This is a genomic window from Thermosinus carboxydivorans Nor1, from assembly GCF_000169155.1.
GTDB classification, from domain to species: Bacteria; Bacillota; Negativicutes; order Sporomusales; family Thermosinaceae; genus Thermosinus; species Thermosinus carboxydivorans.
This window is the reverse complement of record NZ_AAWL01000007.1, coordinates 1-26586: the sequence shown is the minus strand read 5'-3', so window position 1 is coordinate 26586 and position 26586 is coordinate 1. Positions and strand designations below refer to the sequence as shown.

Genomic DNA, 26586 nt, shown 5'->3' with positions numbered 1-26586 from the left:
TTTATCTGCCCCATGCGCCGGCCGCAGTTCTGACCGGATGACTCTAACCTCTCTGGCGCAAGCTTGCCAGCGTCCGGCCCAGGCCCTCGGCCAGCGAATAGTTCGGCTGCCAGCCCAGCATGGCGCGGGCGGCGGCATTATTTAGCACCGACCGGTAAATGTCGCCCGCCCGCGGCGGCGCATACTGCGTTATCAGTGGTTTCTCCACCAACTGCTGCATCAGGCCAATAAGTTCATTAACAGATATTTCCTGACCGGTACTAATATTGTAGCTGCGGTTGGCGTTAGCGGTAAACAGCGCGCGGTAGTTGGCCTCAGCCACATCGCGGACATAAATAAAATCCCGCGTTTGGGTGCCGTCGCCAAAGACCGTAAGCGGCTCGTCAACCAGCGCCTTCGTCAAAAAGATGCTAATGACGCCACCTTCACCGCTATCCGTCTGCCGCTCGCCGTAGACGTTAGCATAGCGCAGGGCTACATACTCAAGACCAAAATTTTTATAATACAACTCCAGATATTTTTCGGCAACAAGTTTACTCAGGCCGTAAAAGGATGTTGGCTGCTTGTCGGCTTCCTCACTGAGCGGTAAATCCGCCGGGTCGCCGTACACCGCCGCACTGGAGGCAAAGACAATCCGTTTCACGCCCGAAGAGCGGCAGGCCTCCAGGACATTGACCAGTCCCATGATATTAACATCGCAGTCGTAATACGGGTCGGTCAGCGATTTAGGAACGGTGGTCTGAGCCGCCTGGTGGACGACGAAATCAAACGGCTCAGCACGCAATAAGTCAGCAAGGTCCCGGTCCCGGACATCCTTCTGCATAAAACGCGCCGCAGGGTTTACATTAGCCAGGCAGCCGGCACTGAGATTGTCCAAAACGACGGTCTGAAAGCCGGCTTCAATAAGCCGGTCGACGATATGGGAACCGATAAAGCCCGCTCCCCCGGTAACCAGCACTTTCATCCGCACTTACCTCCTTCGTCAGCCGCCAGCAATTGGCTGTTTTTCAGGAAATGATAACCAAAAACACGAACCATGGCAATAAAGCCGAGCATAAAAGGTAGGTACTCGCTGAATAACCGCCACAAAAGCGCGGCAATTCCGACCATGCTGGCGGGATAGAGCGTGCTAAACAGTAAGACAAAACCGCCTTCGGCGACACCCGCGCCGCCAGGCGTCGGTGCGAAATACAGCACAAAATTGAGCAAAACGACCCGACCGAGAACCGTCCCCCATGCCACCGGCGCACCCATGCCGGCGAACAGGACCGGCACAATGCTATACAGGGCAAACAAACTAAAAACCGTATACACAAAGGCTTCGGCCATACCGCGGCCGCTTTGGCCAAGCAGCGTCAACGCCGCCTCAAGATCCCGGAAAAAGCGCAGTAACTGGCGGGCCTTACCCGGCAGCAACCGACAGGCCACCCGTTTAAACAGCAAGGCAAACCGCCGCACCTGCATTAGTTTTAGCATTCCGCAGCCGGCGGCGACAACAGCCATTGCCGCGCCTACCGCTAAATGCTTGGGGAGCCACGCCGCGATCCCGTCGTCCAAATAGACGACTACCGGCAGGCAAAGAACCAAGACGAACAGCGACAAAAGCGTACGGACAACCGCCAGAACCGTTGCTTTGCCCACGGGAACGCCGGCCTTGCGAAGCAGTGCTACCTGCGCAACCGGCCCGCCGGTAGCGCCAGGGGTTAGCAAAGCAAAAAAGTAATTGCCCAGAATTACCGGCACGCATTGTTTAAGCGTAACGGCCGTCCCGGCGAGCTCGGCCATGCGTTTTAGGCGATAGGCGTCAAAGTAAAGACCGGTTGCCACGAGCCCCAGGACAAGCAGCACGGCCCACAGACGCAGCGCCCGCAGGTAGATAAACATCTGAGCGTCAAAAGTGGCAAAAACTACTGCCGCCGTTACCGCCAGCAGCAGACCAAGGCTGGCAACCAGTCGCAAATTAGCTTGTTTCATCATCCAACTCCCAGTAGTTGATAAGTTTAATTTTATGGCGACGCAGCGCCCCTAAAATTTCCGCACTGCGCAGCGCCGCCAATTCCTCCTGCCACTGATACCTCCAGCCGTATGCCGCATCAAGAACCTTATTGTCCATACCTGGATGGACCATGATTTCCGATAGCCCCTCAGGCAGGTTCTCAATCACCGCTTTGAGGTTGGCGGCATGCATGGTCCCGCCGGTTAGCATTCCAAAAAAGTACTGCGGACTTTTTAAACCGCTGCGAGCATACTGGCGCCGGGCCCAGGCGGCGCAAACCGTTAACGCCGTCCGCGCCAGCACGCGGCTAACCGTATATTGCTTTGGAAAAAAGGACAGTGGCTCGGCCGGAATGCGGATTTTGGTCACCTGGAATTCACGGGCGATTTTGGCCACAATCGCCGCCATGCCCGGCATAGCATGCAAGTGCTGATGACTGTCGATATGGCTGATAATGATGCCGCTGCCGACCACTTTTTGCATTTGGCAGCGCAGTTCATACTCGATATGTTCTTTGGCAATGGCCCCGCGAAAATAGCGACGCGCAAAAGCGCCGTAGTCAGGCAGCAGCTTGCCGTCGTCAGTCAGTAGGGTGTGAATGTTGCCCCGCGCCACCGGCCGCGCCCCCACTAATGTGAGGTGCACGCCCACACTCAGCCGTGGATGCTGCCGGGCCAAGGCGACAGCATGGTCGAAAGCATTACCGCCGGCCATAAGGGATGCACTGGTCACACAGCCTTCGCGATGACTGGCAATAATGGCATTATTGATGCTTTCATGAAGCCCAAAATCATCGGCATTGACAATTAAGCGTTTAATCAGGATCACCACCTGTCCACCGAAAAACATTTGTCCCGGACACCACGGTCCGTAGCAAGTCTAGTATACGACCCGATTCTGAAAAAAAACTGAAAAACGACAAAAACAGCGGTAATTAAGGGAACCCGTATCCAAATCACCGCTGTCGGTTATCCACCATTATGTTCTTTTAAAGCCGGATCACCGGTCTAACCCCAAACCGCGGCCCCGTTTCACCCTTGACCGCTACCGTATGTTTAAGCCAGTTGGCATCGTCCTGGCGCGGAAAATCGCTGCGGAAATGGTGGCCGCGCGATTCTTCCCGCATAAGTGCGCTGCCGGCGACAAGCCTGGCAATTTCGCACATATTCGCCAGTTGCAGCACATCCATAAGCGGCTGGTTAAATACGACTATATCCGGTACGCGTACCTGGGCCAATTCATCCTCCACTTCATCCACGACCGACAGCAGTCGCTTTAGCCCGGCCGCCTCCCGGGCTACCCCGGCATACTGCTGGACGGCGTGGCGCAGCCTATCTCGCAGGTCCGCTATTCTTGACTGTGGCGAGCAAGCCCCAATCCGGCAGGCTACCCGCGCCGTCTCAGCTTCAAGCGAGGCGGGGTCAACGTCTACCCCTTCCATCGCTGCCGCCCAAGCATGAGCCGCCTCACCCGCTTTTGCGCCAAACACCTGGGTAGCCGTAAGTCCGCTGCCGGCCAGGCGGTTAGCACCGTCAAAATTGCCGGCGCACTCGGGAGTGGCAAACAGACCGGCAATGGTGGTGCGGCACTGCTCGTCGATGAAAATGCCGCCCATTAGATAATGGGCGCCGGGAGCAACCTCCACCTTTTCCTTAGCCGGGTCGACGCCATGGGCCTGGAGATACTGGTACTGGGCGGTGCTGAGCCGTTTGCGGACAGCTTCCTCCCCTTTGGGTGAGTCGCCGACATACCATAGCAGCCCGCCCCGCGCTGTTCCTCGCCCTTCGCGAATGGCCAGGGCCATCAAGCGCATCGCCTCGTCCCGCACAGGCAGGGGCTTGGGCAAGACGGCATTACCGTCCTTATCATAAACATTGCCGTCCAAAATGGCGGCATCAAGAAACTCGTAATGGACAAAGGCGCCTTTCAGCGAGGGCGGCCAAACAATGACTGACGGATAAAACAGCACCATCTCCATGTCCACCAATTCGCCCCCGGCCCGGTAGGCGTAAATTATGCCGTCGCCCGTCGCATCAGTAGGACAGTCATTGACTTCCCACAGCCACTGACAGCCGCCGGTCGCCAAAACAACCGCCTTGGCCTTAAGCAGCGTGAATTCCCCGGTGCGCAGGTCCAGTCCGACCGCGCCGGCTACGGCCGGCTGCCCGTCGCTTCCTTTAATCAGTCCGGTTACAAAAAAGTCGTCCTTAAGCTCGATGTGCGGATGGTTACGGCAGGCCCGGGCCAAGGCACTCGCCAAGCCGACGCCGCCACCCTGGAAAAAGATATTACGCGGCCGACACTGGCCTGGGAACCGGCCGATGGCAAAATTTCCCGCTGTGTCCCGCACAATCCGGGCACCAAAGCGCTCAGCGTCCAACGCCCTGGCACAGGCGTCCTCGGCCAGAACCTTGATGAGATTTTGGTCCCCTAACTCGTAGCCGAACTTAACCGTATCCTGAAAAAATAACTCAGGACTGTCATCAGGATGGAACGGCGCCTGCATGCCGCCGGCCGCCGTCAGGGTAATTCCCGACCTGGCCACCGGTCCCTTATTGACCAGCAGTACCGCTGACCCCGCCTCAGCCGCCGCCAGGGCGGCCCTCATCCCGGCGGCGCCGCCGCCAATGACTAGCACATCTGTTACAATTTGTTTGCTGACCTTCATCTTTGTCCCTCCTCTGCCTTATCTTGTTCCGCCGGCAGCGGCTGCGTAAAATCCACCGCCACATCGCGCAATAGCTTAAAGCGAGAATGGGGCTCGACAACCACCGTTTCGCCCGGCCGCACCAGCGTCGTGCAGCCTAGCACATCCTGGCCATTCACCCTGACCAGGCAAGAGCCGCATTTTCCTTTAAAACAGGTTGACGTCCGGCAGGCAAAGGTGGGATCAAGGTCATGAATTTTCGCAAGTAGTGCCATAACAGACAAGGGCTCGCTGCTTTCAACCGTGTATTCTTCCAGCCGCCCGGCGGCGTCGGTGGCAGGGTTAAAGCGAAACGCTTTTACCAAAATCTTCCCCGAGCATGTAGTCACGCCTATCCCTCCCTGATATTGCAGCTAGTTTGTGTTTCGGCAAGCGGTAAGTTAATTCCTGCCAAAATAATCCATTTGGGCTGAAGGTCTTATTTATTTTTCCTCTCGCTTCGCTCGGCCGACAGAATTACTTGTTAAATAGCTTCAGTCACCTATTTATGCACGTTAAGGTATGCGTGCGGCCGGTACTTTTTTACCAATTTCCCTTTAGAAAAATATACAAATCCAAGCAAAAACAGCCAAATAAGGCCGTATTCAATAATATTTAGGGGAATTTATGTTTGTTATTTATTCGAAATATGCTATACTAATTACGTATTATTCATCATATTTCTGTATTTCTTGCTTTAGCACTATTGACAGAGGGGGAAGAACGATGCCAATAAGGATAGGGATTAACGGGTTTGGTCGCATAGGGCGAATGTGTGTAAGAGCGGCGCTACGCAACAAAGACATGGAAGTTGTCGCGATTAACAGCACGTCCAGCCCCCAAGCGTCGGCTCACCTGTTAAAATACGACTCGGTCCACGGCAAGCTTACTAACACGGTTGAGGCCACCGACAGCGAAATCGTGATTGACGGCCGTCCCATCAAGGTAATATCTGACCGCAACCCCGCCAACTTGCCGTGGGGCAAGCTGGGCGTCGACATCGTCATCGAAGCCACCGGCAAATTTAATTCCGGCAAAGACTGTGAAATCCATCTCAAGAACGGAGCAAAAAAGGTCATCATCACCGCACCGGCCAAAGATAATGTCCCCACGTTTGTCATGGGGGTTAACCAAACCTCGTACCTTCCCGAAGTTCATCACATTGTGTCCAATGCGTCCTGCACTACCAATTGTTTAGCGCCGATCGTCAAAGTAATTAACGATAACTTTGGGATTGTCACTGGTCTTATGTCAACCGTTCACGCCTTTACTACCGACCAGCGCAGCCTTGATAACAGCCACAAAGATCCTCGCCGCGCCAGAAGCTGCGTCCAATCAATCGTTCCGACGACAACCGGCGCCGCCAAAGCCATCGGCCTTGTTATCCCCGAGTTGAAAGGCAAGTTGAACGGTATTGCAATTCGCGTTCCGGTTCCGAATGTGTCGCTAACCGACTTAGTAGTCGAACTCAGTTGCGATGTTACGGTGGAAGATATCAATAATGCACTGTGCAGCGCGGCCAACGGTCCGATGAAAGGCATCATCGAGTATTGCGACGAACCGCTTGTCTCCGCTGACTTCCTCGGTAACAGCCATTCGGCAATTGTCGATGCGCTTTCCACCATGATTGTCGGCCACCGGACCGCCAAAATTTTAGCCTGGTACGACAACGAATGGGGTTATTCCTGCCGGGTAATTGATCTAGCCCTTTACATTGGTCAAAGATTGACACAAACAGAAAACCAACAGGCCTGCCAAAAAGCAGTAGGTTATTAACAACCACAATCGGCGCGACGAATAAGTAAAAAGCTGCCAGCTCCGGCTCTTCGGCCGGGCTGGCAGCTTTTGGACTATAACGACAACAAATATTTAACCCCGACGATGATTAGAGTAAACCAGCCGATTACAAACAGAACAATCACCCCGAGAAGCAGGAGTGCCCGCCGTTTCATGCTTTCACTTTGCCTTTGACATTCTGCCCGGACTGCTCCCGGCAAAAGGTTCGTCAGGTAAAGTATTGCCGCCGGCACTAATACGGCGTCATCAACGATCCCAAAGAGCGGCAGGTAATCAGGCAGTACGTCCACTGGGCTAAGGACATAGACAAGCAATGTAAGAAGCATACCTTTAATAAAAATAGGCGTCTGGGGATGTTTCCAGGCAAAATATAGGATTACGGCATCATCTTTGAGCACCTTCAACCATCCCCACCAGCGCAGCAAGCCGCTTTTTGGGAACATGCCAACACCACCTATCTAGGCCGCTCTGCTTCCCAGTTTTTCTTGGAAAAATTTAACTACCGGCGTATGGTACAACAAATAGGCAATAATACTACCGCCAGCAGTGCTAACGAAAAAGGGAATAACAAAGAAGAACGCGCCAACCTTAGAACCAATAAGATATTTGGCCACCGGGAACGCCACTAGGGCGCCGATGATGCCGGTGCCGATGACTTCGCCCACCACCGCACCGAGGATATGCCCTGTCCTTTGGTACAAAATTCCGGCCAGGGCCGCGCCGATCATGCTGCCGGGGAAGGCGAGGAGCGAACCGGTGCCAAGGATATTGCGCAAAAGCGAAATCCCGAAAGCGGCGCTGACCGAATAGCGGGTGCCCAGCAGCACCGCTAATAAGACGTTGATGGCATGCTGGACAGGAAAACATTTGGCCACACCAACCGGAATATACACCACGTGGGCGGACAAAACGCCAATAGCCATAAATAAGGCCGTAAACGTCAGTTTTTTCAGCCTCACGCTTATCGCTCCCTGCCGTGGTATTCAATCCGGCCATACTCACGGATGATGGCCGGCGTCATCGTGAACACCGCATCAAAAAGGCGCATCCGGAAAGTGCCGATCCCGTCTTCGGGTTTTAGGGCCCGCTGCGCTAGTTCCCCGGCGATGCCCATAACGGCAATACCGGCCGCCGCCCCGGCAAAATATTCGTCGGTCGCGCCGCAGCAGCACCCGATCAGGGACGTCGCCATACACCCCGTGCCGGTTACCGCCGTCAGCAGCGGGTGCCCGTTATTGATCAGACAGAGGTCGGCGCCGCGGACCACTATGTCGGTCTTACCGGTAATGGCCACCGTGCACCCCAGTTGCTTGGCAAGGTTTTGGGCTGCCTGTACGCCGCCCTGCTCGTCTGCGATTGAGTCTACTCCTTTTATGCCCGTATTCAGACCGGCTAATACCTTAATCTCGGACATATTGCCCCGGATAACGGCCAGCCGCACCTCGCGGATTATTTGTTCGGCCGCTGCGGTCCGCAAGGCGGTGGCGCCTACGCCCACCGGATCGAAAATAACCGGCACCCCTAAGCTATTAGCCTTTTTGCCCGCGGCAACCATCGCCGTCACCGCTTCAGAACTCAATGTACCGATATTGAGCACCAGCGCCGCGGCATGAGAAACCATTTCCTCCACTTCCGCAATATCGCTCGCCATAACCGGCGAAGCGCCGAGCGCGAGCGTGATATTGGCGCAATCATTAACCGTCACATAGTTGGTGATATGGTGGACCAACGGTCTTTGCTGCTTTACACGGGTAAGAATGTCAGCGATTTTAGCCAACAGGTCAGTTTGCCCGTTACTCATCAATAAACACCCCTGCTCTTTTATATAAATCATAAAAATGATGCGTTGGGCCGACGCCTTTGCCAATGGCTAGCGCGTGCGCAATGGCGGTAGTGATATATTCCTTGGCCAGCGCTACGGCGTCGTACACCGCATACCCCCTGGCCAAGTTGGCCGCAATGGCTGCCGACAGTGTGCAGCCGGTGCCATGAGTATTCGTGGTGGCAATACGCGGCGATGAAAAATACCGAAAAGTATTGCCGTCAAACAAAATGTCGGTGGCATCGTCAGTTCGGTGGCCGCCTTTCAGCAACACATTTTGCGGCCCAAAGCAGTGAATCATTTTGGCGGCTTCTTCCATATCCTGCAAACTGGTAATTTTCATGCCGGTAATAACTTCCGCTTCCGGAATATTGGGCGTCACTACCGTCGCCAGCGGCAACAGCAAAGCGGTCAGTTTGCTCTCAGCCGCCGGGTTGAGCAAATGATACCCACTTTTCGATACCATCACTGGGTCGACGACAACGTTACGGGCCCGGTACTTTTTGAGCCCGGCCGCAATCGTCTCGATGGTTTCAATCCGGGAAACCATGCCAATTTTGACCGCATCGACTTCAATGTCTTCAAAGACGGCTTCGATCTGTTTGGCGATAACCGCCGGGTCAATATCCTGAACCGCAAAGACACCCTGGGTATTTTGCGCCGTTACGGCCGTAATAACGCTCATGCCAAAAACCCCGTTGGCGGCAAAAGCCTTTAAATCGGCCTGGATACCGGCACCGCCGGACGAATCCGAACCGGCAATCGTCAATGCTTTTTTCATGGTTAGCCCACCTCGCCCATAATAAAATAAGCGCCTCTCCCGTAAGGATGCGCTTTTACTGACCTTAAACCAATCGTTTAAGCTTCCCTACGCTGGCATTACCCAGTTCAGGTTTAAGGGTCACAGAAATTAGCGGTTCTGTATCTCAGCCGGCCTCCCGGCTCCCCTAGCTCCAAACATATTCTGTTTTGTCTCCATCGTAGCATGAATTCCAGGGATTGGCAAGCGGTATTTTGGGGGATTTGACGACTTCAGCAAACTGTAATAAAATTTATGAGTGTCATAGATTTAATATATTATATGAAAGGGGCCGTCAGGATGAATTCGCTGCTAAAACGCTATTATACTAATATTATTACCGGTTTTTGGAACCAAAAACAGACGATTATTGCGCTCGGCATTTTAAGTGCGCTGTATTTCGGGGTTATCGGCATCGCTTGGGCGGTAACCGGCGAATTTACCCGGTGGGGTGGACATATTCTCCAGCTAATTGGCGTTAATACTACTGCTTACAGCTACCTGAAATTGGTCAACTTTACCGGCACGCCGCTAACCCGGATTGATGGCGTTTTGGTGCTCGGCATGTTCGTCGGCGCCTTTATCAGCGCCCTGTTCGGGCAAAATTTTAAAATCAGAATTCCTACCGGCAAACGCATCCTCCAAGCGCTTATCGGCGGAATTATCGCCGGGTTCGGTACCAGAATGGCCATGGGCTGCAACTTAGCCGCCTTATTTACCGGCATCCCCCAGTTTTCGCTTCATACCTGGCTTTTCACCTTAGGCACGATCATGGGAACATATTTCGGCCTGAAAATTAGCATGCATCCCTGGCTGGCGGGAAAACCTAAGCTGGTAGCCGTACACAAGGCCGGTGAGAACAAAGAAAATGAGGCATACTATCGTCTTCAGCCGTATATCGGCTTCTTAGCCCTCGCTTTATTTATTTATCCTTTACCTTGTTAACCAAGCCGCCGGCGCCTATCCGCAAAAGCTGCTACTGGCGTCCATTTTCGGCTTTTGCTTCGGCTTTCTCATTCAGAAAGGACAAGTCTGCTTTACTTCCGCCTTCCGTGACCTTTGGCTGGTCGGTCGGTCGAACACGGCTCACGCTCTCGTGTGGGCAATCGCCGTGCAAACCCTGATTACCGCCGTATTTTTAAGCAAAGGCATGCAGCCGAATGTTATCTGGTGGGCCGGACCGGGTGCGCTCCTTGGCGGTCTCTTGTTTGGCATCGGTATCGTCATCGCCGGCGGCTGTGAGACAGGCTGGATGTACCGGGCAATGGAAGGGCAAATTCACTTCTGGTTCGTAGGCCTGGGCAATATTATAGGCGCTACGCTCCTTACCCTTGCCTGGGACCCAATCATATATCCTTTGTTCGCTGCCCCCTTTCCACGGATTGATTTGGCCAAGCAGTTCGGATTGGCCGGAGCGATCGGCTTAACGCTGATAATGCTCCTCAGCTTGTATATCTGGGCTGATTGGTATCAAACATCAAAAAAAGGAATACTTTTAAGGAGGTCCCCAGATGCCAGATAAAAGATATTTACTGGACTTACGCGGCGAGGCCTGACCTTATCCCGTAGTGTTTTCGTTGGAAACACTTAGCAAGCTGGAGAAAGGAACCGTCGTGGAAATTCTCGCCGACTGCCCACAAAGTTTTACTTCCGTTCCGGAAGAATTAGTGAAGGCCGGCTATGAAATGGTAGAACCGCCCCAAAAAACCGGTCCCACCTTACGCTTTCTTGTAAGAATACCTGATTAAACACCAAGCGACCGTTTCCCCGCATGCTGAGGGAAACGGTCGCTTGCCAGGTATGGGCAGGAGGGAAAATGGTTGAAACCAAAATCATTCAAGACGTACAAAGTAAGCAGGGAACATGCGGGCTTAACGGTTGAGAATTATTTAAAACAGGTCTTACAGTACTCAGGGCGGCAAATCCAAAAACTAACCCGCCACAAGGGCATCCTCCTCAACGGTAAAACGGTTTACCTGCAGAAGAAGGTAAAAGCGGATGACACTTTGCGGGTCCTTATAAGCGGTGATAGTGCCTACGGGGTTCAGCCGGAGCAAGGACCGGTCGAAATACTTTACGAAGACGATTACTTGCTGGTCATAAATAAGCCAGCATATCAGCTGGTGCATCCTACCGGCAGCACAACAAGCGGCACACTGGCCAATTATTTGGCATATCATCTCGAGCAGCGGGGAATCATCTGTACGATTCGCGCCGTACACCGGCTCGACCGGGAAACTTCAGGTTGCATAATCTTTGCCAAAGATGCCCACAGCCAATTCCTTCTGGAACAGCAACTAGCCGCGCGGACGCTTAAACGCACTTATTGGGCGTTAGTTAAAGGAAGTGTTTCGCCCCCGGCCGGGACGATTGATGCTCCCATTGGTCCCCACCCGCACTTTGCTAACCGGCGGGCGGTAACCGCACATGGCGACCCGGCAATAACCCATTACCAAACGATCAGAAGCTTCCCTGATGCCACCCTGCTTGAACTGATACTGGACACCGGCCGCACCCACCAGATCCGGGTTCATTTAGCCCATCTCGGTTACCCGATAGTCGGCGACGGCATGTATGGCGTACGCTCGCCATGGATTGGCCGACAGGCTTTGCACGCCGTCTCCGTAAGTTTTCAACATCTACAAGACCAACGCGAGCTTACGGTTCACGCACCGCTGCCGGCCGATTTTACCCATGCCATTGAACAAGCACGGGCGGAGTAACATCCTCCGCCCGTGCTTTTTTACACTTTAAATTTAGCGACAGCTTCCTGAAGTTCCGCCGCCATTTTGGCCAAACTGGCCGTAGATGCGGCTATCTCTTCGACAGCGGCGTTTTGCTGTTCGCTGGCGGCGGCTACTTGTTCAGCATTAGCGGCATTGGCGCGGGCCGCATCGGCGATAGTGCGGATCGCCTGCTCTACCTCGCCGCTGCCCTGCTGCTGTCTATCCGCCAGGGCCACAATTCGTTCGACTTCCTGATGCATGTTTTTGATCGCCTGATAAATTTCCTCAAAAGCCTTTCCGGATGCGGCAACAACCTGCACACCGCCGGCGACTTCCTGGCTGCCTTTATCCATCGCCTTAACCGCTTCCGCGGTCTGGCGCTGAATATCGCCAATGATGGCGGCAATTTCTTTGGCCGCGGCCTCGGACTGCTCAGCGAGCTTGCGCACCTCATCAGCTACTACTGCAAACCCGCGCCCCTGTTCGCCGGCCCGGGCCGCCTCGATTGCGGCGTTTAAGGCCAGGAGATTGGTCTGGCCGGCAATACCGGTTATGACGTCGACAATTTGACCGATTTGTCGTGAGCGCTCGCCGAGGGAATGAATGGTCTGCGCCGTGCTGTTAACGTCCCGCTGAATTTCATTCATTTTGTCAATAGCCAGCTTAACCTGACTTGCGCCGTGTTCGGCCGCACGCTCGCTTTGCTTAGAAGCAGCGGCGACAGCATTTGCCGCTTGAGTAGTATCGGCGATGGAGCTGACCATTTGCGCAATAACATGGGCCGATCTATCGGCGAGATTCACTTGGTTGGTAGCCCCTTCGGCAACATGCTGAATAGTTGTCGCTACTTCTCCCGACGCTTTACCCACTTCGCTGGCGGATGCCGCTAATTCCTGGGAAGTGGCTGCAACAGACTGGGCGGTAGCCAGTGTTTTGGCGATGATCTGGCGTAGCGCAGCCGTCATGGCGCTAAACTCCGCCGCCAGCTCATTGACCTCGCGCACACCGTTAACCGCAATATTCTGGGTTAAGTTGCCTTCGGCCACCTTACCGGCGGCATCAATCAGTTCGCGCAAAGGACTAACAATGCCCCGCGAAATCCTAAACGCCAGCCAAACGGCGGCGGCAACCGCAGCCAGGATAACAACCGCCATGATAATGGTCGTCTTGACCAGGACGCCAAACACTTCCTTAATCGGCTCATAAATAATGACACCCCATTTGTACTTTCCTACCGGTGCAAAGACCGTCAGCGCTCTCTCGCCGCGGGTGGAGAAGGCTTCAACCGCGCCCAGCTGACCGGAAATCGCATCCGTGACATATTCATGGCCGGTGAAACTTTCCATTTTCTTTACCCGTTCCTTATCCGGGTGCGCGATTACCACGCCCTTGTTATCAACGATATCAATATAGCCCGTATTGCCTACATGAGTATTATCGGTAATATCCCAAATCGCCTTGAGGCTGATGTCAGCAGCCAAAACCCCCACGATCGCCCCGTATTGGTCTTTGATTGGCGTGGATATGGTCACGGTAGGCGCATTTGTACCTGCCGAAATATAGGTTTCCGTAATATATGTATAGCCTTTCATGGCTTCCTTAAAATATGTCTTTTCGCTGCGGTCCAGCAGTTTACCGCTTGTCTTGACGACCTGCATCCCTTTGGTATTCATTACAAAAACAAGTTCAAACTGGGGATTTTTCTCCTTGGCCGCCAAGATCATTTGCCGCATGGCGTTTACGTCCATCGATTGGGCAGTAGGCGTTGCCGCCAGTGTTTCAACAAGACCGCGGGAGTCGTCAAGCAGCCGTTCAATTTGCGCGGCGATTTGCCGAGCCGTGTTCAGGTTGGCTTGCGAAACAGCTTCTTTAGCCGAAACGGCATTTAAATAGGTGCTGACAATCCCGCCTATGCTGACAGGAACCAGTGCAAACAACAGAAACAGTACAACTAATTTAAATTTTAAGCTGCGGTCTTTAAACAACGAGTTCACCCCTCTTCACTGTTGCCTGTCATATTCGACATAAAACTATATATTCCTTCGGTTTTATAACGCTAAAAACAAGCCCGCCATAGCTTACTACGCTTGTTTTGGCGGGTTAAATAGGCCCGGGCAAATCCCACAGATACTCATCCGCCACTTCAGATGAACGACCGGAAACGATCAATGAGCGTGAAACATACTAAGGTAGATAGCTTAACCACCACAGCTTATAAGTAACGCTCGCATAACTTGACGAAAAAAACCAAAAAGTGATAGAATTTTTTATATAGAGATAGAGGGAATGAGAATGACTGATCTTAATCAGCCTTTTTTGGTTCAGAGCATACGTAGTGTAGCAACGGCGGCTATGCTGCTGGCCCTAACCCGCACAATCAGTGATGAAGAGACAGTAAAAAAAATGTTGGCCGACAAAGGTTACCGTTTTGTAGTAACCGAAGTCGGCGGTAAGTCGTCGCTAACGGAGTTCCAGGAAAAAACTACCAAAGCAGTTATCGGCGCAGCCTTAAACAGTGGGATTATTGGCAAATCCGCAACTAACTATCATGCTTTGCTCCACGCAACTGACGAAGCAAAGCGTGGTATAATGGTCAATGTTGCCAGCAGTGTAAGCCTGGCTGTGAAGATTGCGATTGTCAGAGATGATTCGTGGATAGCAGTCGCCTTATTTGGTGACTCAGCACTCCATCCACTGACCAACCATGAAAGAGCCGGACTAGGTGTTATGCATCTAGGAAACGGATGAATAAGTCTTCCGTAACCAAAACTCAATAATAAGCTAGTGAAAAAGGGACAGAGTGAGTGACCAACTCCTGCTGTCCCTTTGTTTTTCCATGAGTAAAGACACGCCAGAAGGAGGTAGATAGCCAAAAGAAGCAAGCGTCTGTAATTAGATTGCCACCTTCAAATATTATCTGCAAAAAAGGAGAGGTTTAAAATGAAAGCTTTGCAAGGAATTCGCGTATTAGATTTGACCCGGGTGCTGGCAGGACCTTACTGCACAATGATGCTAGCGGATTATGGCGCTGATGTTATCAAGATTGAGCCACCTGAAGTGGGCGACGACTCCCGTGCCTTTGGGCCGTTTGTTGGTAAAGAAAGCGCTTATTTTATGAGCCTTAACAGAAACAAGCGCTCGATCGCCTTAAACTTTAAACGTCAGGAAGAACGTGATCTATTCAAAGAAATGGTAAAACATGCCGACGTCGTTGTGGAAAACTATCGTCCCGGTACCATGGAAAAATTTGGGCTTGGCTACGACCAACTAAAAGAGATTAATCCCAAGTTAATATATGCTGCCTGCTCTGGGTTCGGACATACCGGTCCTTACCGCGATAAACCGGCCTATGATATAATCGTACAAGCCATGGGGGGAATAATGAGTATTACCGGTCCTGAAAACGGTGACCCGACCCGTGTTGGCGCTTCAGTCGGGGACATTATCGCCGGTATGTTCACTGCATATGGCATAATGATGGCTCTGTTCCACCGGGAAAGAACCGGGGAAGGCCAAAAAATAGATGTAGGGATGCTCGACTGCCAAGTTGCAATATTGGAAAATGCAATTGCGCGCTATGTGACTTCTGGCGTTGTGCCAGGGCCGTTAGGAAACCGTCATCCGTCCATCACACCGTTCTCATCTTTTACGGCGAAAGACGGATACATTATTGTAGGCGCCGGTAATGACCGGTTGTGGGAACGCTTATGCAATATTTTAGGTCGTCCTGATCTGATTAAGGACGAACGTTTCGACACGAACGCCCGCCGAACGGCTAATGCAAAAGAACTAACTACAATCCTAAATGAAATATTTAAAGAAAAAACAATCGCTGAATGGTTGACTGCTTTGGAAGAAGCCGGACTTCCGTGTGCACCCATCAATACTATTGATAAGATCGTGAATGATCCACATATACAAGCAAGAGAGATGATAGTCGAAGTTGAACACCCGGTAGCCGGTAAACTCAAAATGCCAGGAGTTCCGATAAAGATGTCAGCGACCCCGGGCTCAGTAGAATTTCCAGCCCCGCTTTTAGGACAGCATACCTATGAAATTATCAGAGAAGTATTAGGGTGGGACGATTCAAAAATCAGTCAGTTTTTCGATGGCAAGTGATATTAGATTTTCAGTAAAGGCTAATTTTCTTTAAGGTCTCTGATACGGAGGCACTATGGTCAACGAAAATCATATCTTATTTTCCGGATATGCTCGACTGCCATCAGGAACTGTTTCAGGCCAAATCTATAGAGTAATGGCCTTGGTTGTTTTAATTGACCGACAAACAGATGTAATAGTCGATGCTGACTGTACGCTGTCCACACCAATGTCTGCACAATTTGTTGCGCGTCTATTAGTCGGCAAGAGTCTGCGTAATGGCCCGGAAAATCTTACTCAACTCATCGAAAAATTTTACCAAGGAAGCGCGAAAAAAGCAATTATCACGGCTATACGTATAATATATGACAAGTATCTGGCATATATTACCCGCTGAGATCATCACTCCGTACTAATCTCCTGGCAAAAATATACAAGGGGACAGCGCACTGTCCCCTTGTCCTTTTTTCTAATGTTTCGGGCGATACAGTAAAAACGGCCAAACGGCGCATTACCGCCGTTTGGCGTCAACCCCAAAGGCTAATGACGCCATATGTCGCCGCAACCATAATGATCTCCAAAACCAGTACGGGGCGAAGCGACTTAAAGAAATCGGATTTAAAATAGTCGAGCGTAACAAGTAAACAAAGATGCGCCGGGGACAGCATATGCCCGGCCGTGCCCATGACAAAGCAGACTGTAACCAAGGTCAGGTCGCCGGGAGACAAAATGGCGATAAAGGGGAAGGTCATAGCGACAAATCCCTGGGAAGTTCCAGTAAGGAGTCCGCCCAAAAAAGCAATGATCCCTACGACAATCGCAGCGGGGACGGCAAGGCTGTGAAACAGGGCAGCAATATCGTCAACTACGCCCGCTTGCCGCAACATATTTTGAAAAAAAAGGATACCAAGGACGCCAAACAGCAGATTGTGGTCAAAAGCATGAACAAGCATCTCGCGAACAGCGGCCGCACTTTGCCGCAGGATGAAGCTCATGACGACTACAACTATTGCCATGGATATAGAAGCGTCCAGTCCAACAAAAACAACCAGAAGCAAATTGGCTAAAATAGGGCCGACAGCTAGCGCGACGTAGCGGTAAGCGAAAGCAGCGGAGCCGGAACCGGCCGGGCCAGAATTAGGCGATGATTTGCCTTTTAACGGCGAGATAAAGGTCAGCCAGCCGATAGTTATTGATAATGCTGTTAGCCAGGCCATGTGCGAAACCAGCGTACCAGCGGAATACCGGAAAGCTTGCTGGCCAGCAACATCCCGGTAAAAATAGGGTTGGTAAATTCCCAAACATGCCGGAACCAATAATTAATGACCGTTTTGGTTTCGGCGGAAAGACCGTATGCCTTGCCGGCGTTTTCTACCAGCGGGGCCGAAAAAATAGCACCGCCCAAAGAAGGAAGAAAGCCGAGAAACGCCGGCATCATGGCTAATAGATAACGGTCGCTTTTGAAAATTTGACGGGAAACGGACATAAAACCATCAATCGTCCCGCTGGTGCGAAGCTGATATTCCAGGCACATCACAAAATACAAGGCGAAAATAATTTCCCAGGTGCTATGTGTCGTTAGCGTTGCGGTTATAGCTGTTGTCAATTTGGATAGCTGCGGACCTGATGCAAAAAAGAGAACGCTCGAACCGGCCAACATAGCATAGCCCATTTTAATCTTTCGGTTCAGAAGAATAACAATAACGGCGAGCGTACAAATAATCGCTAGTATGGAAATCATGAGCCGGGTACAACTCCCATTTGATAAAATAATGATGCCTATAAAAAAGTTGAAAGTTAAAAAAACAGCCAGCGCAGTGCCAGCATGGTTCCCATACCGGTGGCCAGCGTGGCAATAATATTACGACTTTTATATGCGACAATCGCTGCAACAATACCCGCGACCAGGTAATGGTTTTGGAAAGATATATCGATCTGCCCTTTCGGCAATACCAAAGACGGCACAATCAATGCCGTAAGAATGGCCGTGGGAATGTGTTTTAACCAGCGCTCCAGCCAACCGGGAATCCCCGTTAGCCTGAACAACGCTACAGAACTAAACCGGGTCGCAAATGTTACCAACGCCATACCGACAATTATTGCGAAAATTTCCCTATGCACGCTCCCCGCCTCCGTCCATTAGTCCCCCGATTATCGTTGCTACCACGCAGGCCGCGATCATATACCATTTTCCTGGTAGATACAGTGCTCCTGCCACAGCAATAACCCCGGCAATTATGCATACCACCACACTCGTCCGGTCCGTTAGCCGCGGAAACAACAGTACCAAAAAAGTAGCAGGCATCGCAAAATCTAATCCCCATGCCAATGGGTCGGGAATGTAACTGCCGACAAAAACTCCTGCCGCCGTTGACAAGCCCCATGTGACATACATGAAAAGACTGACTCCCAGATGATAAGAAGAATTATATCCTGCCTGATAAATGCGGCTGACAGTTATGGCATAAGACTCATCGGTCAATAAAAAAGAAAGCAGCACCTGCAGCGAAAAAGGCTGCCCGACCAGATATGGCGCCAAGGAAGCCCCCATCAGCAAATGGCGCAAATTAACCAATAAGGTGGTAAACACAATAATGCCCCAACCGGTAATGCCGGCCCCGATCATGGTAATGCCAATAAACTGGGCAGCTCCGGCAAACACTAAGAGCGACATCATCACTGTTTCCAGCGGGGTTAGTCCTGCTGTCAATCCCATTACCCCACAGGTAATGCCAAAAGGTATAATACCTACCATAATTGGTCCGGCGTCCCTGACGCCCTGCCAAAATTGCGGCATTGCCAAACCATAGTCCGTTACTTGCGCGGTTCTTGCATTATTCAAACTGCTAACCTCCTATCGTAAAAATATCCAAAATGTAAAATTACATCCAACCTTTGGCAATACCTGCAACCCAGGCAAATAAAATAATTCGAGTAGAGTAAGACCCTGTAATTTGTTAGGGTCTGGCATACTGTCGCATAACAAAATGAAGCATAAAATGTCGTTTTTGACACCTTATGCTCCCTAAGCTCAGTCATTCCTCAATTCAATTATTTCCGAGGCATTTCTCAACAGTTCGCTGCGTCTTCTTATCCACTAAATAACCGTCATAATCCATGTCTTTGGCAAACTCAATAAACGAACCGTATTTCTATTCTTAGGGCACTCCCATCGAACATTGTCCGAACACTAAAATGATCGTGCGGAAGGGGCGAATGGCTGACTCCGTTCCTCCCTTGCGCACGCATTTTTTTACTCTAGGACTAGCTACAGTTCTTCCTGGAAAAGCATCGTCGAAAGATACCTTTCCCCCGTATCAGGCAGCAACACCACGATGGTCTTACCGGCATTCTCCGGGCGCTGAGCCACTTGGGTGGCGGCAAAGGCTGCAGCGCCACTGGATATGCCGACAAGCAGTCCCTCGGTCTTTGCCAGTTCGCGGGCGGTGGCGAAAGCTTCCTCGTTTTTGACTTTGATGATTTCGTCGATTATTTTCACGTTAAGAACATCAGGCACGAAGCCGGCACCAATACCCTGAATCTTGTGAGGACCGGGTTTTCCGCCGGAGAGAACGGGCGAGTCGAAAGGTTCAACGGCGACGACTTTGAAAGAAGGTTTACGCTGTTTTATTACCTCCCCGACACCGGTGATAGTGCCACCGGTGCCAACACCACCAACGAAGATGTCTACTTGTCCATCAGTGTCGTTCCAAATTTCTTCCGCAGTCGTAGTGCGATGGATTGCGGGGTTGGCAGGATTCTTAAACTGCTGGAGTATGAAAGAATTGGGTATTTCGGCTGCCAGTTCCTCGGCCCGACGTATGGCCCCCTTCATTCCTTCCGCCCCTGGCGTGAGCACCAGTTCCGCACCCAGCGCCTTGAGCAGATTGCGCCGCTCGATGCTCATCGTCTCCGGCATGGTAAGGATAAGCCGGTAGCCTTTGGCGGCGGCCACGAAGGCCAAGGCTATGCCGGTGTTCCCACTGGTCGGCTCGATAATAACGCTGTCCTTATTGATAAGACCCTTGTCTTCGGCGTCCTTGATCATGGCGTAACCGATGCGGTCTTTGACGCTGCTCAGCGGATTAAAGTATTCCAGTTTAGCGATGAGCTTGGCGTTCAGACTCTTTGCTCTGTTGTAATTCCTCAGCTCCAGAAGCGGGGTGTTGCCGATGAGATCTGTTAAATTCGTCGCTATTTTAGCCATTTTTGTTCCCTCCTAAGCTTTTTGTTTATTCTCGAGGTCAAGAACTTGGTTCATGCTACCGGTACGGTAACCCGAAAGATCCACCGCAACATAGGTAAACCCTAAAGCATTCAGTTGTTCTGCAATCTCCCTAGCCACTTCCGGGCGGGTAAGGCGGGCTATCTCTGCCGGTTCCACCTCGATACGGGCCAGCCCACCGTGGTGTCTGACCCTAATTTGCCCCTGGCAGTATTTCTTTAATATAGCTTCGGCCTTTTCGATCTGGGCAAGTTTGGCCGCCGTTATCGGCTGACCGTAGGCCACCCGCGACGACAAACAGGCGGCGCTAGGCTTGTTCCAGGTTGGCAGCCCCCATTGCCGCGACAGCTCGCGAATTTCCGCCTTAGTTAAACCGACCTCCAACAAGGGGCTGCGCACGACGGCAAGTTCGCTCAGGGCTCGTAGTCCCGGCCGATAGTCGCCGACATCATCGGCATTGGCCCCCTCCAGCACCCAATGATAGCCATGGGCCGCAGCCCAGGCCGCCAGAGCCGAAAAACGCCCCTTCTTACAATGGTAACAACGGTCGGCGTCGTTACGCACGAAGTCATCGCTATCCAATTCGTTTTGTGGTAATAGCACATGCCGGATGCCGATCTGGCGGGCGGTGATAGCTGCTTCCATCCGCTCGCTTTCCGGCAGGGTAGCCGAGTAGCAAGTGACGGCCACCGCCCGTTCACCGAGAACACGGTAAGCCGCCGCTGCCAGGAAGGCGCTGTCAGTGCCGCCAGAAAAACCAATGACCGCGCTGCCCAGTTCGGCCAACAACACGTTGAGTTGCTGCAGTTTGACGTTAGTATCTTTCATAGTTACGCTTCTCCTTCCGCTGGAAGTTACCGCTCCAGTATCAAAATATACTCTTCGCCCGCCTGTTCACCGATATGTACAATAAGGTCAGTATAGGCCTTCGCCAGCCACCAGACCGCCGACCCCGATGTTTAGTATCTTGGTCGCCAAGAGCTTGCGCTAGCCAGCCACTCCGACCTCTGGCAGCAGAGTTTGCCGAAAAAGCGGTATAGTTAGTCCTTGTTCAGCATACTCTCCCTCCCGTGATTAAGAGCAAAAAATAAAGCTGAAGTAAAGTCCCAGTGGGACTCTACCTCAGCCTTCAGTCTTACTGATCAGCTCAGAGTTATTTACTTGATTTTAGTTTAACACATGTAGCTATTGGTGTCTATGGCTTTTTTACTTAGCAGTTTTTAAATACCATCGCCATTAGTCCCTTCCAAATGTGGCACCCTGACTTTATTTTCAAACCGTACCACGTTGCCCTGTCTTACGACAATTATAATTTCATAATCGATGCTGCTTTTATTATCCGCCGTTGTTGTCACTGCCGCGTCGCGCGCAGCCGTATCAGTAACGCCAGCATCGCAAGCCATATCGCTCACCTCTGTTCCCTATCTTAATCTCACATATCCCCAGCTTCAGTTTTATGATTGCCCTGAAATCAAATGCCGTCGCCGTCCACACCTTCCAGTCTCGGCAGGCGCCTCTTCTCGGTTCTGTCGATCTGGGTCACTTTCCCGTCTTTTATTTGAATGACCACTTGCCCGTACTGAAGACCACTGAGGGCTTTGAGAATTTCCGCCCTGACAGCCCCGCTCTTAAAGTTGCTGACCCCATTTGTTTTCGCGTCCATCTCGCTTCCCCTTTCCCATCAGACCAGCTTTATTTTCTCGTTTATTTCGATCTGGATAACTCTCCCGTCCTGAACGATGATCGTGATTGAACCGTATCCTACTGTGCGGATTGCCGCCTCAATCTTTTCCCAGACCCGGGGCGGCAGGATGTCGGATGTATTCATGCTACTGCTAACCGCCATAGCCATTTCCTCCCTACTTTACTCTTTAATAATCAGTCAGCGGCAAACAAAAAATCCTTTCCGAGGAAAGGATTTATGTTAGCATACCTCTCCTCTCATCTTCCAGGATTGCTCCTGCTGGAATTAGCACCATGCGTTGCCGCTGGTTGCCGGGTGTCATCGGGCCAGTCCCTCGACCTCTCTGGATAAGAGTGGCTTATTTAATTACTTTAGATATTAACACGCCGATATAAACACTGTCAATGTCGATATATGGAAATGATGCAAGACATTGTAGGATTTTGTAAGAAGACACACATCCTCAGGCGAGTTAACATAATCTCCATGCGAGAGCCAAAGAAAGCTCCTGTAGTGCCTCATACAAAAGTTTCTTGGTCAATCGTCAAGACCGGTAAAGCGTGCAGCTGATAATTTAGTAATCCCATCCCAATTGTTCCGAATGTATCGCCAAACCTCTGTAATTGCCCGCTTTCGACTTGCTGTTTCTGCAGTTTTTAATAGGTTCTTTATGACTTCTTGCACCTTTTCAAGCTTTTTAAAATCGTAATGCTGCCAGCAAAACCTTGCCTTGCTCATGGGTTCCATCGCCGGCAGTTTTTTGTATTTATGCTGATAAGCCGGCTCGAACCTTAGATGCACCGGTGTCGGATATATAAACTAATTCGCATAACCTGCTCAGCCATAATAAAAACATACAAAAAGCCAAAGCGCCCATGCTTGGGATCCGCTGCCCGAAAAAATCCTTTTATGTATGATAGTGTTTGCTATGATATAAACATTAGCTATAACTTAAATAGCATCAAATATTTGATCATGCCGCCCCAAAATGGATTAGCTTTGGTCATTACCTGGCACTGCCAATCGGCGTCAGTCCCAACCCTTTAATTGTATTTATATCGGCGGCGGCACCGCGACCGGCGGTCGTGAGATAGTTGCCAATGAGCATTCCGTTCATCCCGGACAAAAAACCCAGCGGCACCAGTTCTCCTAATGCCCTTTCGCGGCCGCCAGCATAACGGAGAATTTTATCCGGCAATATAAGCCTGAAAATAGCAAAAGTCTGCAGTATCTCCATCGGTTTCAACTGTGGCTGATTTTCCAAAGCGGTCCCCTTGACGGGATTCAATACATTGATCGGCACCGAATCAACATCGAGGTCTTTCAGGGTAAAGGCCAACTCAATTCGGTGCTCCCACCCTTCACCCAAGCCGATAATGCCGCCAGAACAGACTTCCAGCCCTTCCGCTTTGACCAGTCTGATGGTTTCAACACGCTCGTCATATGTATGGGTGGTACAAATATTTGCGAAATAGCTTTTACTGGTCTCCAGATTATGGTGATAACGGGTTATCCCCGCCGCCTTCAACGCCTTGACCTGTTCGGGTCCCAGTATTCCCAGTGAACAACACCTTTCCAGACTGGTGTCGCGACCAATACGTTCAATTATGCTGATGATGCGTCCAAAGTCTGGGTCGTTCTTCATGCCACAGCCGGCGGTAACAATGCAGAACCGATAAGCGCCGTGGGATTCCGCCTGCTTCGCCGCTTGTAGAATCGCCTCTTCGCTCATCAAAGGGTAGGTATCGATTTTTGCGTCGTGATGGACAGACTGGGCGCAAAACTTGCAGTCCTCCGAACATCCACCGGAGCGGGCGTTAACAATTTCACATGTGTCCACCCGGTTGCCAGTGAATTGGATGCGCACCTTATTGGCGACACCCAGCAGAATGGGGATGTCTTCCTCGTCGATCATAGTGAGTTGCATGGCTTCATCAGGCGTAAGCTGCCCGCCGCTCAAGACCTTTTTGCCTAGTGCAAATATCAAGTCATAACTCACTGTTTTCCCTCCAATCGATTTCCGGGTAACAATCAGGCAGCATGAACCACGGTAAAGTCCGCACCGCAGTCGCGGCCAATGCGTGTGCTTACATCAATCGTTTCTCTAATTTGTTAACCAACTCAAATTTAAATGTTTACCAACCACGTTATTATATTATCATTTCATATGCCTTTTGTAAACAAATATTATTAATTTGGTTAACCATGGCCGCTCACCCATGTCTGGTCTTGCTTCCTTTGAACAGATTGTCGGGCGACATTAGTGGCCATGAAGTCGGCCGTCGTCAAGGGCCCCAAACTCAAAATTGCCACCGACGTCTATTTGTTCTCACGACGACAAGCAAACACGGGCGTCTTTGCCAACATAGCGAACCCTTAATGGGTTGGAGGAGTGGGACATGCTGCCACTTCACGATTAATCGCCGCCTTTAAATTAACTTAACATCTCGCTATAATCATGCATAAAATACATTGGGATCCCAAAAAGAATTATTGGAGGTACAAGAATGAAGCGCTATAAGTCAAGAAATGTGTATATGCCTCAGTATGGTTGCCCTTCATCATATGAGTGTATGCCACCATGCGAGCCTATGCCGCAGAAAAGTATGAGAAGGTATGTTGGTACCTATAATACACAGTACAGAATTTATGCGAACTGCTCATACGATATTTGCAAAGTATGTGCTTGCTGTGGTCATGAGTATGATGACGAACAGCATGACGAATGTCCAATGTGCGGTGCGCCAGTTGGCGTTATGTCTATGGCCGATCCACCAAACGATCCACCTGGCTTCGGTGGCTTCGGTGGACGTAGATTTGGTAATTTCGGTGGCTTTGGTAGACGTAGATTCGGCGGTTTCGGGTTCTTCCCTTTCTTCCCTTTCTTCTTCCCGTTCCGGCGGTTTAGCCGTTTTCGGCGATTTTGATTGACTTATATCCCAAGCCCTCCCCACGGGGCTTTTTTATTCGGGCACCTTAGTTCACTTTCTCGATTTTCACTTGCCCCCTGGACGTTTGAATAGTATTTCCCCACCGTGCAAGAGATAATTTGTTTGTTGTCAAGATATGCCAAGCCATTTAGCGCATCTGCAGTGATTTTCATAATATTGTCAATATCCGGTTTGTTGTTGGTCTGATGTGACCGCGCTCCATCAAGGGCTTCTTGATATGCGTGAAGAAGGTTTGTCCCACGCTTCGTCAAGCAGCGCATAGCCGAAATAAGGCAATAATTGCCGACGCCGAAGCGAAAGTAAAAAGGATCGAGACCGCTGTCGGGTACAGTTTGACGCTGGACCAAGTGATCGCAGTTCTCGATCAGTTCGTGAAAAAAGAAAAAGGCCCCGACGAAATCAAGGCCATTGTTGAGACATTTGTCGACAATGTAGTCGTTTCAACAAAGACTGTCGACGTTAGTTTGAATTTGTCTTTTGCTTGGTGGAGGCGAGGGGAGTCGAACCCCTGTCCAAAGGCCATTGCTACACAGGCTTCTCCGAGCGCAGTCTGTATTTTAAGTTTCGCCCCTTTGACGCCTACAGACAGGCTTCGCCGGCGCTATCTCGATGAAGTTTCCCAGTCGGTCCTCCGAGAATTGGACCTCAGGTATCCCGCTAATTGACGCCCTAGCCTACGCCGCGGGCAAGCGTAGACAGGACGTTAGCAGACTAAGCTGCTAAAGCGTATTCTTCGTTTGCGTTTACTTTAGGTCCACCGTATTATCGGGCTGATGGAACCCCGGCTCGCTACCCATGCCACAACTACCCCTGTCGAAACCAGTACGCCCCCGTGCTGTGCTGAGGGTGATGGCGACAGTAAACGCAAAGTAAGCATATTTATTTTATTATTAAATTATAACATACTCCCTGGCATTTAAGCAATTAATATTTTTGCTTTTCCCGCAGCGCGCGATCCATTTCCCGCCGCGCGTCCCGTTCGGCCATATCCTCCCGCTTATCATAAAGCTTTTTACCGGAGGCAAGCGCCAGTTCAACCTTTGCTTTGCCCCGGGTAAAGTAAATTTTCAGCGGGACAAGGGTATATCCTTTTTCTTTGGTTTTGCCGATAAGCTTGTTTATTTCATACCGGTGCAAAAGCAACTTGCGGGTGCGCAGTGGCTCGTGATTGAAACGGTTACCCTGTTCATAGGGACTGATATGCATGTTGTGCAGCATGACCTCCGCATTTTCGATGCGGGCATAGCTGTCTTTCAAGTTGGCTTTACCGGCCCGCAGCGATTTAACTTCCGTACCGGTCAGTACAATGCCGGCCTCGTAAGTCTCATGGATATGATAGTCATGCCGAGCCTTGCGGTTTTCAGCTACAATTTTAATTTTCGACCCTTTGTCCATCGGCGCCACCTCAGGTAAAGCATCTAGCCGTAAAGTATATGATACACGATAAAATCTATTTCGTCAATAAACGTATTATCTTAGGCCGAAACCGCAGGAATAAGAATGCGGAAAGTGGTACCCTGCCCCACCTGACTATTGACCTCAATCCGGCCATTGTGGGCATTAATAATCGAATAAGCGATACTCAGCCCCAGTCCGGTACCGTTAACTTTAGCAGTATAAAAAGGCACGCCAAGGTTTGGCAGCTGTTCGGCCGGAATGCCGCAGCCAGTATCGGTAACCTCCACAAAAACAGCGCCTTGGGCCATACCCAGCCGGAGCTTTAGCTTACCGCCGCCAGGCATTGCTTCGATTGCGTTTTGGCAAATATTTAATAACGCTTGCCGGATTTGATTTTTGTCCAG

At 51.1% G+C, this 26586-nt stretch carries 32 protein-coding genes, 1 other RNA gene and 2 riboswitches; of the genes, 9 read left to right on the top strand and 24 right to left on the bottom strand.

The genetic code is table 11. The features are described from left to right. Nucleotides 1-43: 43 nt before the first annotated feature. From TCARDRAFT_RS06575 to TCARDRAFT_RS06555, 5 genes are all read right to left on the bottom strand, one after another. A complete protein-coding gene (locus tag TCARDRAFT_RS06575; RefSeq protein ID WP_007289225.1) occupies nucleotides 44-964 on the bottom strand; it encodes an NAD-dependent epimerase/dehydratase family protein in 921 nt (306 codons plus the stop codon). Continuing rightward, nucleotides 961-1974, bottom strand: coding sequence for a lysylphosphatidylglycerol synthase transmembrane domain-containing protein (locus TCARDRAFT_RS06570; protein ID WP_040683145.1), 1014 nt, complete (start codon nucleotides 1972-1974; stop codon nucleotides 961-963). Before TCARDRAFT_RS06570 ends, TCARDRAFT_RS06575 begins: the two co-directional genes overlap by 4 nt. Continuing rightward, nucleotides 1961-2824, bottom strand: coding sequence for a ChbG/HpnK family deacetylase (locus TCARDRAFT_RS06565; protein WP_232199107.1), 864 nt, complete (start codon nucleotides 2822-2824; stop codon nucleotides 1961-1963). Before TCARDRAFT_RS06565 ends, TCARDRAFT_RS06570 begins: the two co-directional genes overlap by 14 nt. 160 nt (nucleotides 2825-2984) lie before the next feature. Further along, entirely contained in the window at nucleotides 2985-4664 is a 1680-nt protein-coding gene (locus tag TCARDRAFT_RS06560) for an FAD-binding protein (protein ID WP_007289222.1), read from the bottom strand. Beyond that, nucleotides 4661-5032, bottom strand: coding sequence for a 2Fe-2S iron-sulfur cluster-binding protein (locus TCARDRAFT_RS06555; RefSeq protein ID WP_007289221.1), 372 nt, complete (start codon nucleotides 5030-5032; stop codon nucleotides 4661-4663). Before TCARDRAFT_RS06555 ends, TCARDRAFT_RS06560 begins: the two co-directional genes overlap by 4 nt. 376 nt (nucleotides 5033-5408) lie before the next feature. Here TCARDRAFT_RS06555 and gap point away from each other — a divergent pair, with 376 nt between their 5' ends. Further along, nucleotides 5409-6458, top strand: coding sequence for a type I glyceraldehyde-3-phosphate dehydrogenase (gene gap / locus TCARDRAFT_RS06550; RefSeq protein WP_007289220.1), 1050 nt, complete (start codon nucleotides 5409-5411; stop codon nucleotides 6456-6458). Between the two features lie 74 nt (nucleotides 6459-6532). On the opposite strand, the gene TCARDRAFT_RS06545 is transcribed toward gap, so the two are convergent. The 4 genes from TCARDRAFT_RS06545 to thiD are packed head-to-tail and all read right to left on the bottom strand — an operon-like array spanning nucleotide 6533 to nucleotide 9082. Continuing rightward, nucleotides 6533-6922 carry a YkvA family protein gene (locus TCARDRAFT_RS06545; protein WP_007289302.1) on the bottom strand — a complete coding sequence of 130 codons (390 nt, stop codon included), beginning with the start codon at nucleotides 6920-6922 and terminating at the stop codon, nucleotides 6533-6535. 15 nt (nucleotides 6923-6937) lie between these two features. Further along, the gene (thiW, locus tag TCARDRAFT_RS06540) at nucleotides 6938-7438 is read right to left on the bottom strand and encodes an energy coupling factor transporter S component ThiW (RefSeq protein WP_007289219.1); all 501 of its coding nucleotides are present in this window, start codon (nucleotides 7436-7438) and stop codon (nucleotides 6938-6940) included. Nucleotides 7439-7440: 2 nt separating this feature from the next. Then, nucleotides 7441-8280, bottom strand: a complete 840-nt coding sequence (thiM, locus tag TCARDRAFT_RS06535; protein WP_007289218.1) for a hydroxyethylthiazole kinase — start codon at nucleotides 8278-8280, stop codon at nucleotides 7441-7443. Further along, nucleotides 8273-9082 (bottom strand): bifunctional hydroxymethylpyrimidine kinase/phosphomethylpyrimidine kinase, encoded by an 810-nt coding sequence (gene thiD, locus TCARDRAFT_RS06530; RefSeq protein WP_007289217.1) that lies wholly within the window; start codon nucleotides 9080-9082, stop codon nucleotides 8273-8275. The genes thiM and thiD overlap by 8 nt, the downstream gene beginning before the upstream one ends. A gap of 67 nt (nucleotides 9083-9149) precedes the next feature. Continuing rightward, nucleotides 9150-9260, bottom strand: a riboswitch (TPP riboswitch). Nucleotides 9261-9400: 140 nt separating this feature from the next. Between thiD and TCARDRAFT_RS15485 the strand changes: the two genes are divergently transcribed. The 4 genes from TCARDRAFT_RS15485 (at nucleotide 9401) to TCARDRAFT_RS06515 (ending at nucleotide 11823) form a co-directional block, all read left to right on the top strand. Next, on the top strand, nucleotides 9401-10045 hold the full coding sequence (locus TCARDRAFT_RS15485; protein WP_007289216.1) for a YeeE/YedE thiosulfate transporter family protein: 645 nt from the start codon (nucleotides 9401-9403) through the stop codon (nucleotides 10043-10045). Then, on the top strand, nucleotides 10029-10622 hold the full coding sequence (locus tag TCARDRAFT_RS15480; protein WP_156784651.1) for a YeeE/YedE thiosulfate transporter family protein: 594 nt from the start codon (nucleotides 10029-10031) through the stop codon (nucleotides 10620-10622). Before TCARDRAFT_RS15485 ends, TCARDRAFT_RS15480 begins: the two co-directional genes overlap by 17 nt. A 46-nt stretch (nucleotides 10623-10668) precedes the next feature. After that, a complete protein-coding gene (locus tag TCARDRAFT_RS06520) occupies nucleotides 10669-10848 on the top strand; it encodes a sulfurtransferase TusA family protein (protein WP_007289214.1) in 180 nt (59 codons plus the stop codon). 72 nt (nucleotides 10849-10920) lie between these two features. Further along, nucleotides 10921-11823, top strand: coding sequence for an RluA family pseudouridine synthase (locus TCARDRAFT_RS06515; RefSeq protein WP_007289213.1), 903 nt, complete (start codon nucleotides 10921-10923; stop codon nucleotides 11821-11823). Between the two features lie 20 nt (nucleotides 11824-11843). On the opposite strand, the gene TCARDRAFT_RS06510 is transcribed toward TCARDRAFT_RS06515, so the two are convergent. Further along, entirely contained in the window at nucleotides 11844-13820 is a 1977-nt protein-coding gene (locus TCARDRAFT_RS06510; protein WP_232199106.1) for a methyl-accepting chemotaxis protein, read from the bottom strand. A 298-nt stretch (nucleotides 13821-14118) separates the two neighbouring features. Here TCARDRAFT_RS06510 and TCARDRAFT_RS06505 point away from each other — a divergent pair, with 298 nt between their 5' ends. The 3 genes from TCARDRAFT_RS06505 to TCARDRAFT_RS06495 all read left to right on the top strand — a co-directional run bounded on the left by TCARDRAFT_RS06505 (nucleotide 14119) and on the right by TCARDRAFT_RS06495 (nucleotide 16321). Continuing rightward, nucleotides 14119-14574: a HutP family protein gene (locus TCARDRAFT_RS06505; protein ID WP_007289211.1), complete on the top strand. Its 456-nt coding sequence runs from the start codon at nucleotides 14119-14121 to the stop codon at nucleotides 14572-14574. A gap of 192 nt (nucleotides 14575-14766) precedes the next feature. Further along, complete coding sequence (locus tag TCARDRAFT_RS06500; RefSeq protein WP_007289210.1) at nucleotides 14767-15945, top strand: CaiB/BaiF CoA transferase family protein; 1179 nt, start codon at nucleotides 14767-14769, stop codon at nucleotides 15943-15945. 55 nt (nucleotides 15946-16000) lie between these two features. Beyond that, nucleotides 16001-16321: a DUF3870 domain-containing protein gene (locus TCARDRAFT_RS06495; protein WP_007289301.1), complete on the top strand. Its 321-nt coding sequence runs from the start codon at nucleotides 16001-16003 to the stop codon at nucleotides 16319-16321. A gap of 130 nt (nucleotides 16322-16451) precedes the next feature. Here TCARDRAFT_RS06495 and TCARDRAFT_RS15770 read toward each other — a convergent pair whose 3' ends face one another. From TCARDRAFT_RS15770 to bioB, 10 genes are all read right to left on the bottom strand, one after another. Then, complete coding sequence (locus TCARDRAFT_RS15770) at nucleotides 16452-17141, bottom strand: DUF401 family protein (RefSeq protein WP_007289209.1); 690 nt, start codon at nucleotides 17139-17141, stop codon at nucleotides 16452-16454. Then, nucleotides 17129-17665 carry a DUF401 family protein gene (locus TCARDRAFT_RS15765; RefSeq protein WP_007289208.1) on the bottom strand — a complete coding sequence of 179 codons (537 nt, stop codon included), beginning with the start codon at nucleotides 17663-17665 and terminating at the stop codon, nucleotides 17129-17131. The genes TCARDRAFT_RS15770 and TCARDRAFT_RS15765 overlap by 13 nt, the downstream gene beginning before the upstream one ends. 56 nt (nucleotides 17666-17721) lie before the next feature. Continuing rightward, nucleotides 17722-18045, bottom strand: a complete 324-nt coding sequence (locus TCARDRAFT_RS06485; RefSeq protein WP_007289300.1) for an AzlD domain-containing protein — start codon at nucleotides 18043-18045, stop codon at nucleotides 17722-17724. Further along, nucleotides 18038-18766 carry an AzlC family ABC transporter permease gene (locus tag TCARDRAFT_RS06480; RefSeq protein WP_007289207.1) on the bottom strand — a complete coding sequence of 243 codons (729 nt, stop codon included), beginning with the start codon at nucleotides 18764-18766 and terminating at the stop codon, nucleotides 18038-18040. Before TCARDRAFT_RS06480 ends, TCARDRAFT_RS06485 begins: the two co-directional genes overlap by 8 nt. Nucleotides 18767-19192: 426 nt before the next feature. Then, nucleotides 19193-20131: a cysteine synthase A gene (gene cysK / locus TCARDRAFT_RS06475; RefSeq protein ID WP_007289206.1), complete on the bottom strand. Its 939-nt coding sequence runs from the start codon at nucleotides 20129-20131 to the stop codon at nucleotides 19193-19195. A 12-nt stretch (nucleotides 20132-20143) separates the two neighbouring features. Then, nucleotides 20144-20977: an ATP-dependent sacrificial sulfur transferase LarE gene (larE, locus tag TCARDRAFT_RS06470; protein WP_007289205.1), complete on the bottom strand. Its 834-nt coding sequence runs from the start codon at nucleotides 20975-20977 to the stop codon at nucleotides 20144-20146. Nucleotides 20978-21369: 392 nt separating this feature from the next. Beyond that, nucleotides 21370-21552, bottom strand: coding sequence for a hypothetical protein (locus TCARDRAFT_RS06465; protein ID WP_040683144.1), 183 nt, complete (start codon nucleotides 21550-21552; stop codon nucleotides 21370-21372). A gap of 68 nt (nucleotides 21553-21620) precedes the next feature. Beyond that, a complete protein-coding gene (locus TCARDRAFT_RS15265; protein ID WP_050769597.1) occupies nucleotides 21621-21812 on the bottom strand; it encodes a YezD family protein in 192 nt (63 codons plus the stop codon). An 18-nt stretch (nucleotides 21813-21830) separates the two neighbouring features. After that, entirely contained in the window at nucleotides 21831-21995 is a 165-nt protein-coding gene (locus tag TCARDRAFT_RS15260; protein WP_007289204.1) for a YezD family protein, read from the bottom strand. A 92-nt stretch (nucleotides 21996-22087) separates the two neighbouring features. Continuing rightward, a riboswitch (SAM riboswitch) is annotated at nucleotides 22088-22187 on the bottom strand. 652 nt (nucleotides 22188-22839) lie between these two features. Further along, a complete protein-coding gene (gene bioB / locus TCARDRAFT_RS06450; protein ID WP_007289203.1) occupies nucleotides 22840-23832 on the bottom strand; it encodes a biotin synthase BioB in 993 nt (330 codons plus the stop codon). A 719-nt stretch (nucleotides 23833-24551) separates the two neighbouring features. Between bioB and TCARDRAFT_RS14940 the strand changes: the two genes are divergently transcribed. Continuing rightward, complete coding sequence (locus TCARDRAFT_RS14940) at nucleotides 24552-24764, top strand: hypothetical protein (protein ID WP_198003902.1); 213 nt, start codon at nucleotides 24552-24554, stop codon at nucleotides 24762-24764. A 1-nt stretch (nucleotide 24765) separates the two neighbouring features. Here TCARDRAFT_RS14940 and TCARDRAFT_RS16390 read toward each other — a convergent pair whose 3' ends face one another. The 4 genes from TCARDRAFT_RS16390 to TCARDRAFT_RS06430 all read right to left on the bottom strand — a co-directional run. Beyond that, a complete protein-coding gene (locus tag TCARDRAFT_RS16390) occupies nucleotides 24766-25044 on the bottom strand; it encodes a RusA family crossover junction endodeoxyribonuclease (protein WP_083795399.1) in 279 nt (92 codons plus the stop codon). 222 nt (nucleotides 25045-25266) lie between these two features. Next, nucleotides 25267-25616, bottom strand: a transfer-messenger RNA (tmRNA) gene (gene ssrA / locus TCARDRAFT_RS14930). A gap of 92 nt (nucleotides 25617-25708) precedes the next feature. After that, complete coding sequence (gene smpB / locus TCARDRAFT_RS06435) at nucleotides 25709-26179, bottom strand: SsrA-binding protein SmpB (protein ID WP_007289202.1); 471 nt, start codon at nucleotides 26177-26179, stop codon at nucleotides 25709-25711. An 80-nt stretch (nucleotides 26180-26259) separates the two neighbouring features. Then, on the bottom strand, nucleotides 26260-26586 hold a 327-nt coding region (locus TCARDRAFT_RS06430; RefSeq protein ID WP_040683141.1), incomplete at its 5' end, for an ATP-binding protein.

What these genes read in the sequence shown, in the direction of transcription:
- smpB (WP_007289202.1), bottom strand. Translation starts at nt 26,179, where the DNA reads ATGGACAAAGGGTCGAAAATTAAAATTGTAGCTGAAAACCGCAAGGCT.
- TCARDRAFT_RS06465 (WP_040683144.1), bottom strand. Translation starts at nt 21,552, where the DNA reads ATGGCTTGCGATGCTGGCGTTACTGATACGGCTGCGCGCGACGCGGCA.
- TCARDRAFT_RS15765 (WP_007289208.1), bottom strand. Translation starts at nt 17,665, where the DNA reads ATGATTTCCATACTAGCGATTATTTGTACGCTCGCCGTTATTGTTATT.
- TCARDRAFT_RS15485 (WP_007289216.1), top strand. Translation starts at nt 9,401, where the DNA reads ATGAATTCGCTGCTAAAACGCTATTATACTAATATTATTACCGGTTTT.
- gap (WP_007289220.1), top strand. Translation starts at nt 5,409, where the DNA reads ATGCCAATAAGGATAGGGATTAACGGGTTTGGTCGCATAGGGCGAATG.
- thiM (WP_007289218.1), bottom strand. Translation starts at nt 8,280, where the DNA reads ATGAGTAACGGGCAAACTGACCTGTTGGCTAAAATCGCTGACATTCTT.
- TCARDRAFT_RS15265 (WP_050769597.1), bottom strand. Translation starts at nt 21,812, where the DNA reads ATGGACGCGAAAACAAATGGGGTCAGCAACTTTAAGAGCGGGGCTGTC.
- cysK (WP_007289206.1), bottom strand. Translation starts at nt 20,131, where the DNA reads ATGGCTAAAATAGCGACGAATTTAACAGATCTCATCGGCAACACCCCG.
- larE (WP_007289205.1), bottom strand. Translation starts at nt 20,977, where the DNA reads ATGAAAGATACTAACGTCAAACTGCAGCAACTCAACGTGTTGTTGGCC.
- TCARDRAFT_RS06545 (WP_007289302.1), bottom strand. Translation starts at nt 6,922, where the DNA reads ATGTTCCCAAAAAGCGGCTTGCTGCGCTGGTGGGGATGGTTGAAGGTG.
- TCARDRAFT_RS06560 (WP_007289222.1), bottom strand. Translation starts at nt 4,664, where the DNA reads ATGAAGGTCAGCAAACAAATTGTAACAGATGTGCTAGTCATTGGCGGC.
- TCARDRAFT_RS14940 (WP_198003902.1), top strand. Translation starts at nt 24,552, where the DNA reads ATGACGAATGTCCAATGTGCGGTGCGCCAGTTGGCGTTATGTCTATGG.
- TCARDRAFT_RS16390 (WP_083795399.1), bottom strand. Translation starts at nt 25,044, where the DNA reads ATGCGCTGCTTGACGAAGCGTGGGACAAACCTTCTTCACGCATATCAA.
- TCARDRAFT_RS15770 (WP_007289209.1), bottom strand. Translation starts at nt 17,141, where the DNA reads ATGGCCTGGCTAACAGCATTATCAATAACTATCGGCTGGCTGACCTTT.
- TCARDRAFT_RS15260 (WP_007289204.1), bottom strand. Translation starts at nt 21,995, where the DNA reads ATGGCGGTTAGCAGTAGCATGAATACATCCGACATCCTGCCGCCCCGG.
- TCARDRAFT_RS06505 (WP_007289211.1), top strand. Translation starts at nt 14,119, where the DNA reads ATGACTGATCTTAATCAGCCTTTTTTGGTTCAGAGCATACGTAGTGTA.
- TCARDRAFT_RS06575 (WP_007289225.1), bottom strand. Translation starts at nt 964, where the DNA reads ATGAAAGTGCTGGTTACCGGGGGAGCGGGCTTTATCGGTTCCCATATC.
- TCARDRAFT_RS06500 (WP_007289210.1), top strand. Translation starts at nt 14,767, where the DNA reads ATGAAAGCTTTGCAAGGAATTCGCGTATTAGATTTGACCCGGGTGCTG.
- TCARDRAFT_RS06495 (WP_007289301.1), top strand. Translation starts at nt 16,001, where the DNA reads ATGGTCAACGAAAATCATATCTTATTTTCCGGATATGCTCGACTGCCA.
- TCARDRAFT_RS06570 (WP_040683145.1), bottom strand. Translation starts at nt 1,974, where the DNA reads ATGAAACAAGCTAATTTGCGACTGGTTGCCAGCCTTGGTCTGCTGCTG.
- thiD (WP_007289217.1), bottom strand. Translation starts at nt 9,082, where the DNA reads ATGAAAAAAGCATTGACGATTGCCGGTTCGGATTCGTCCGGCGGTGCC.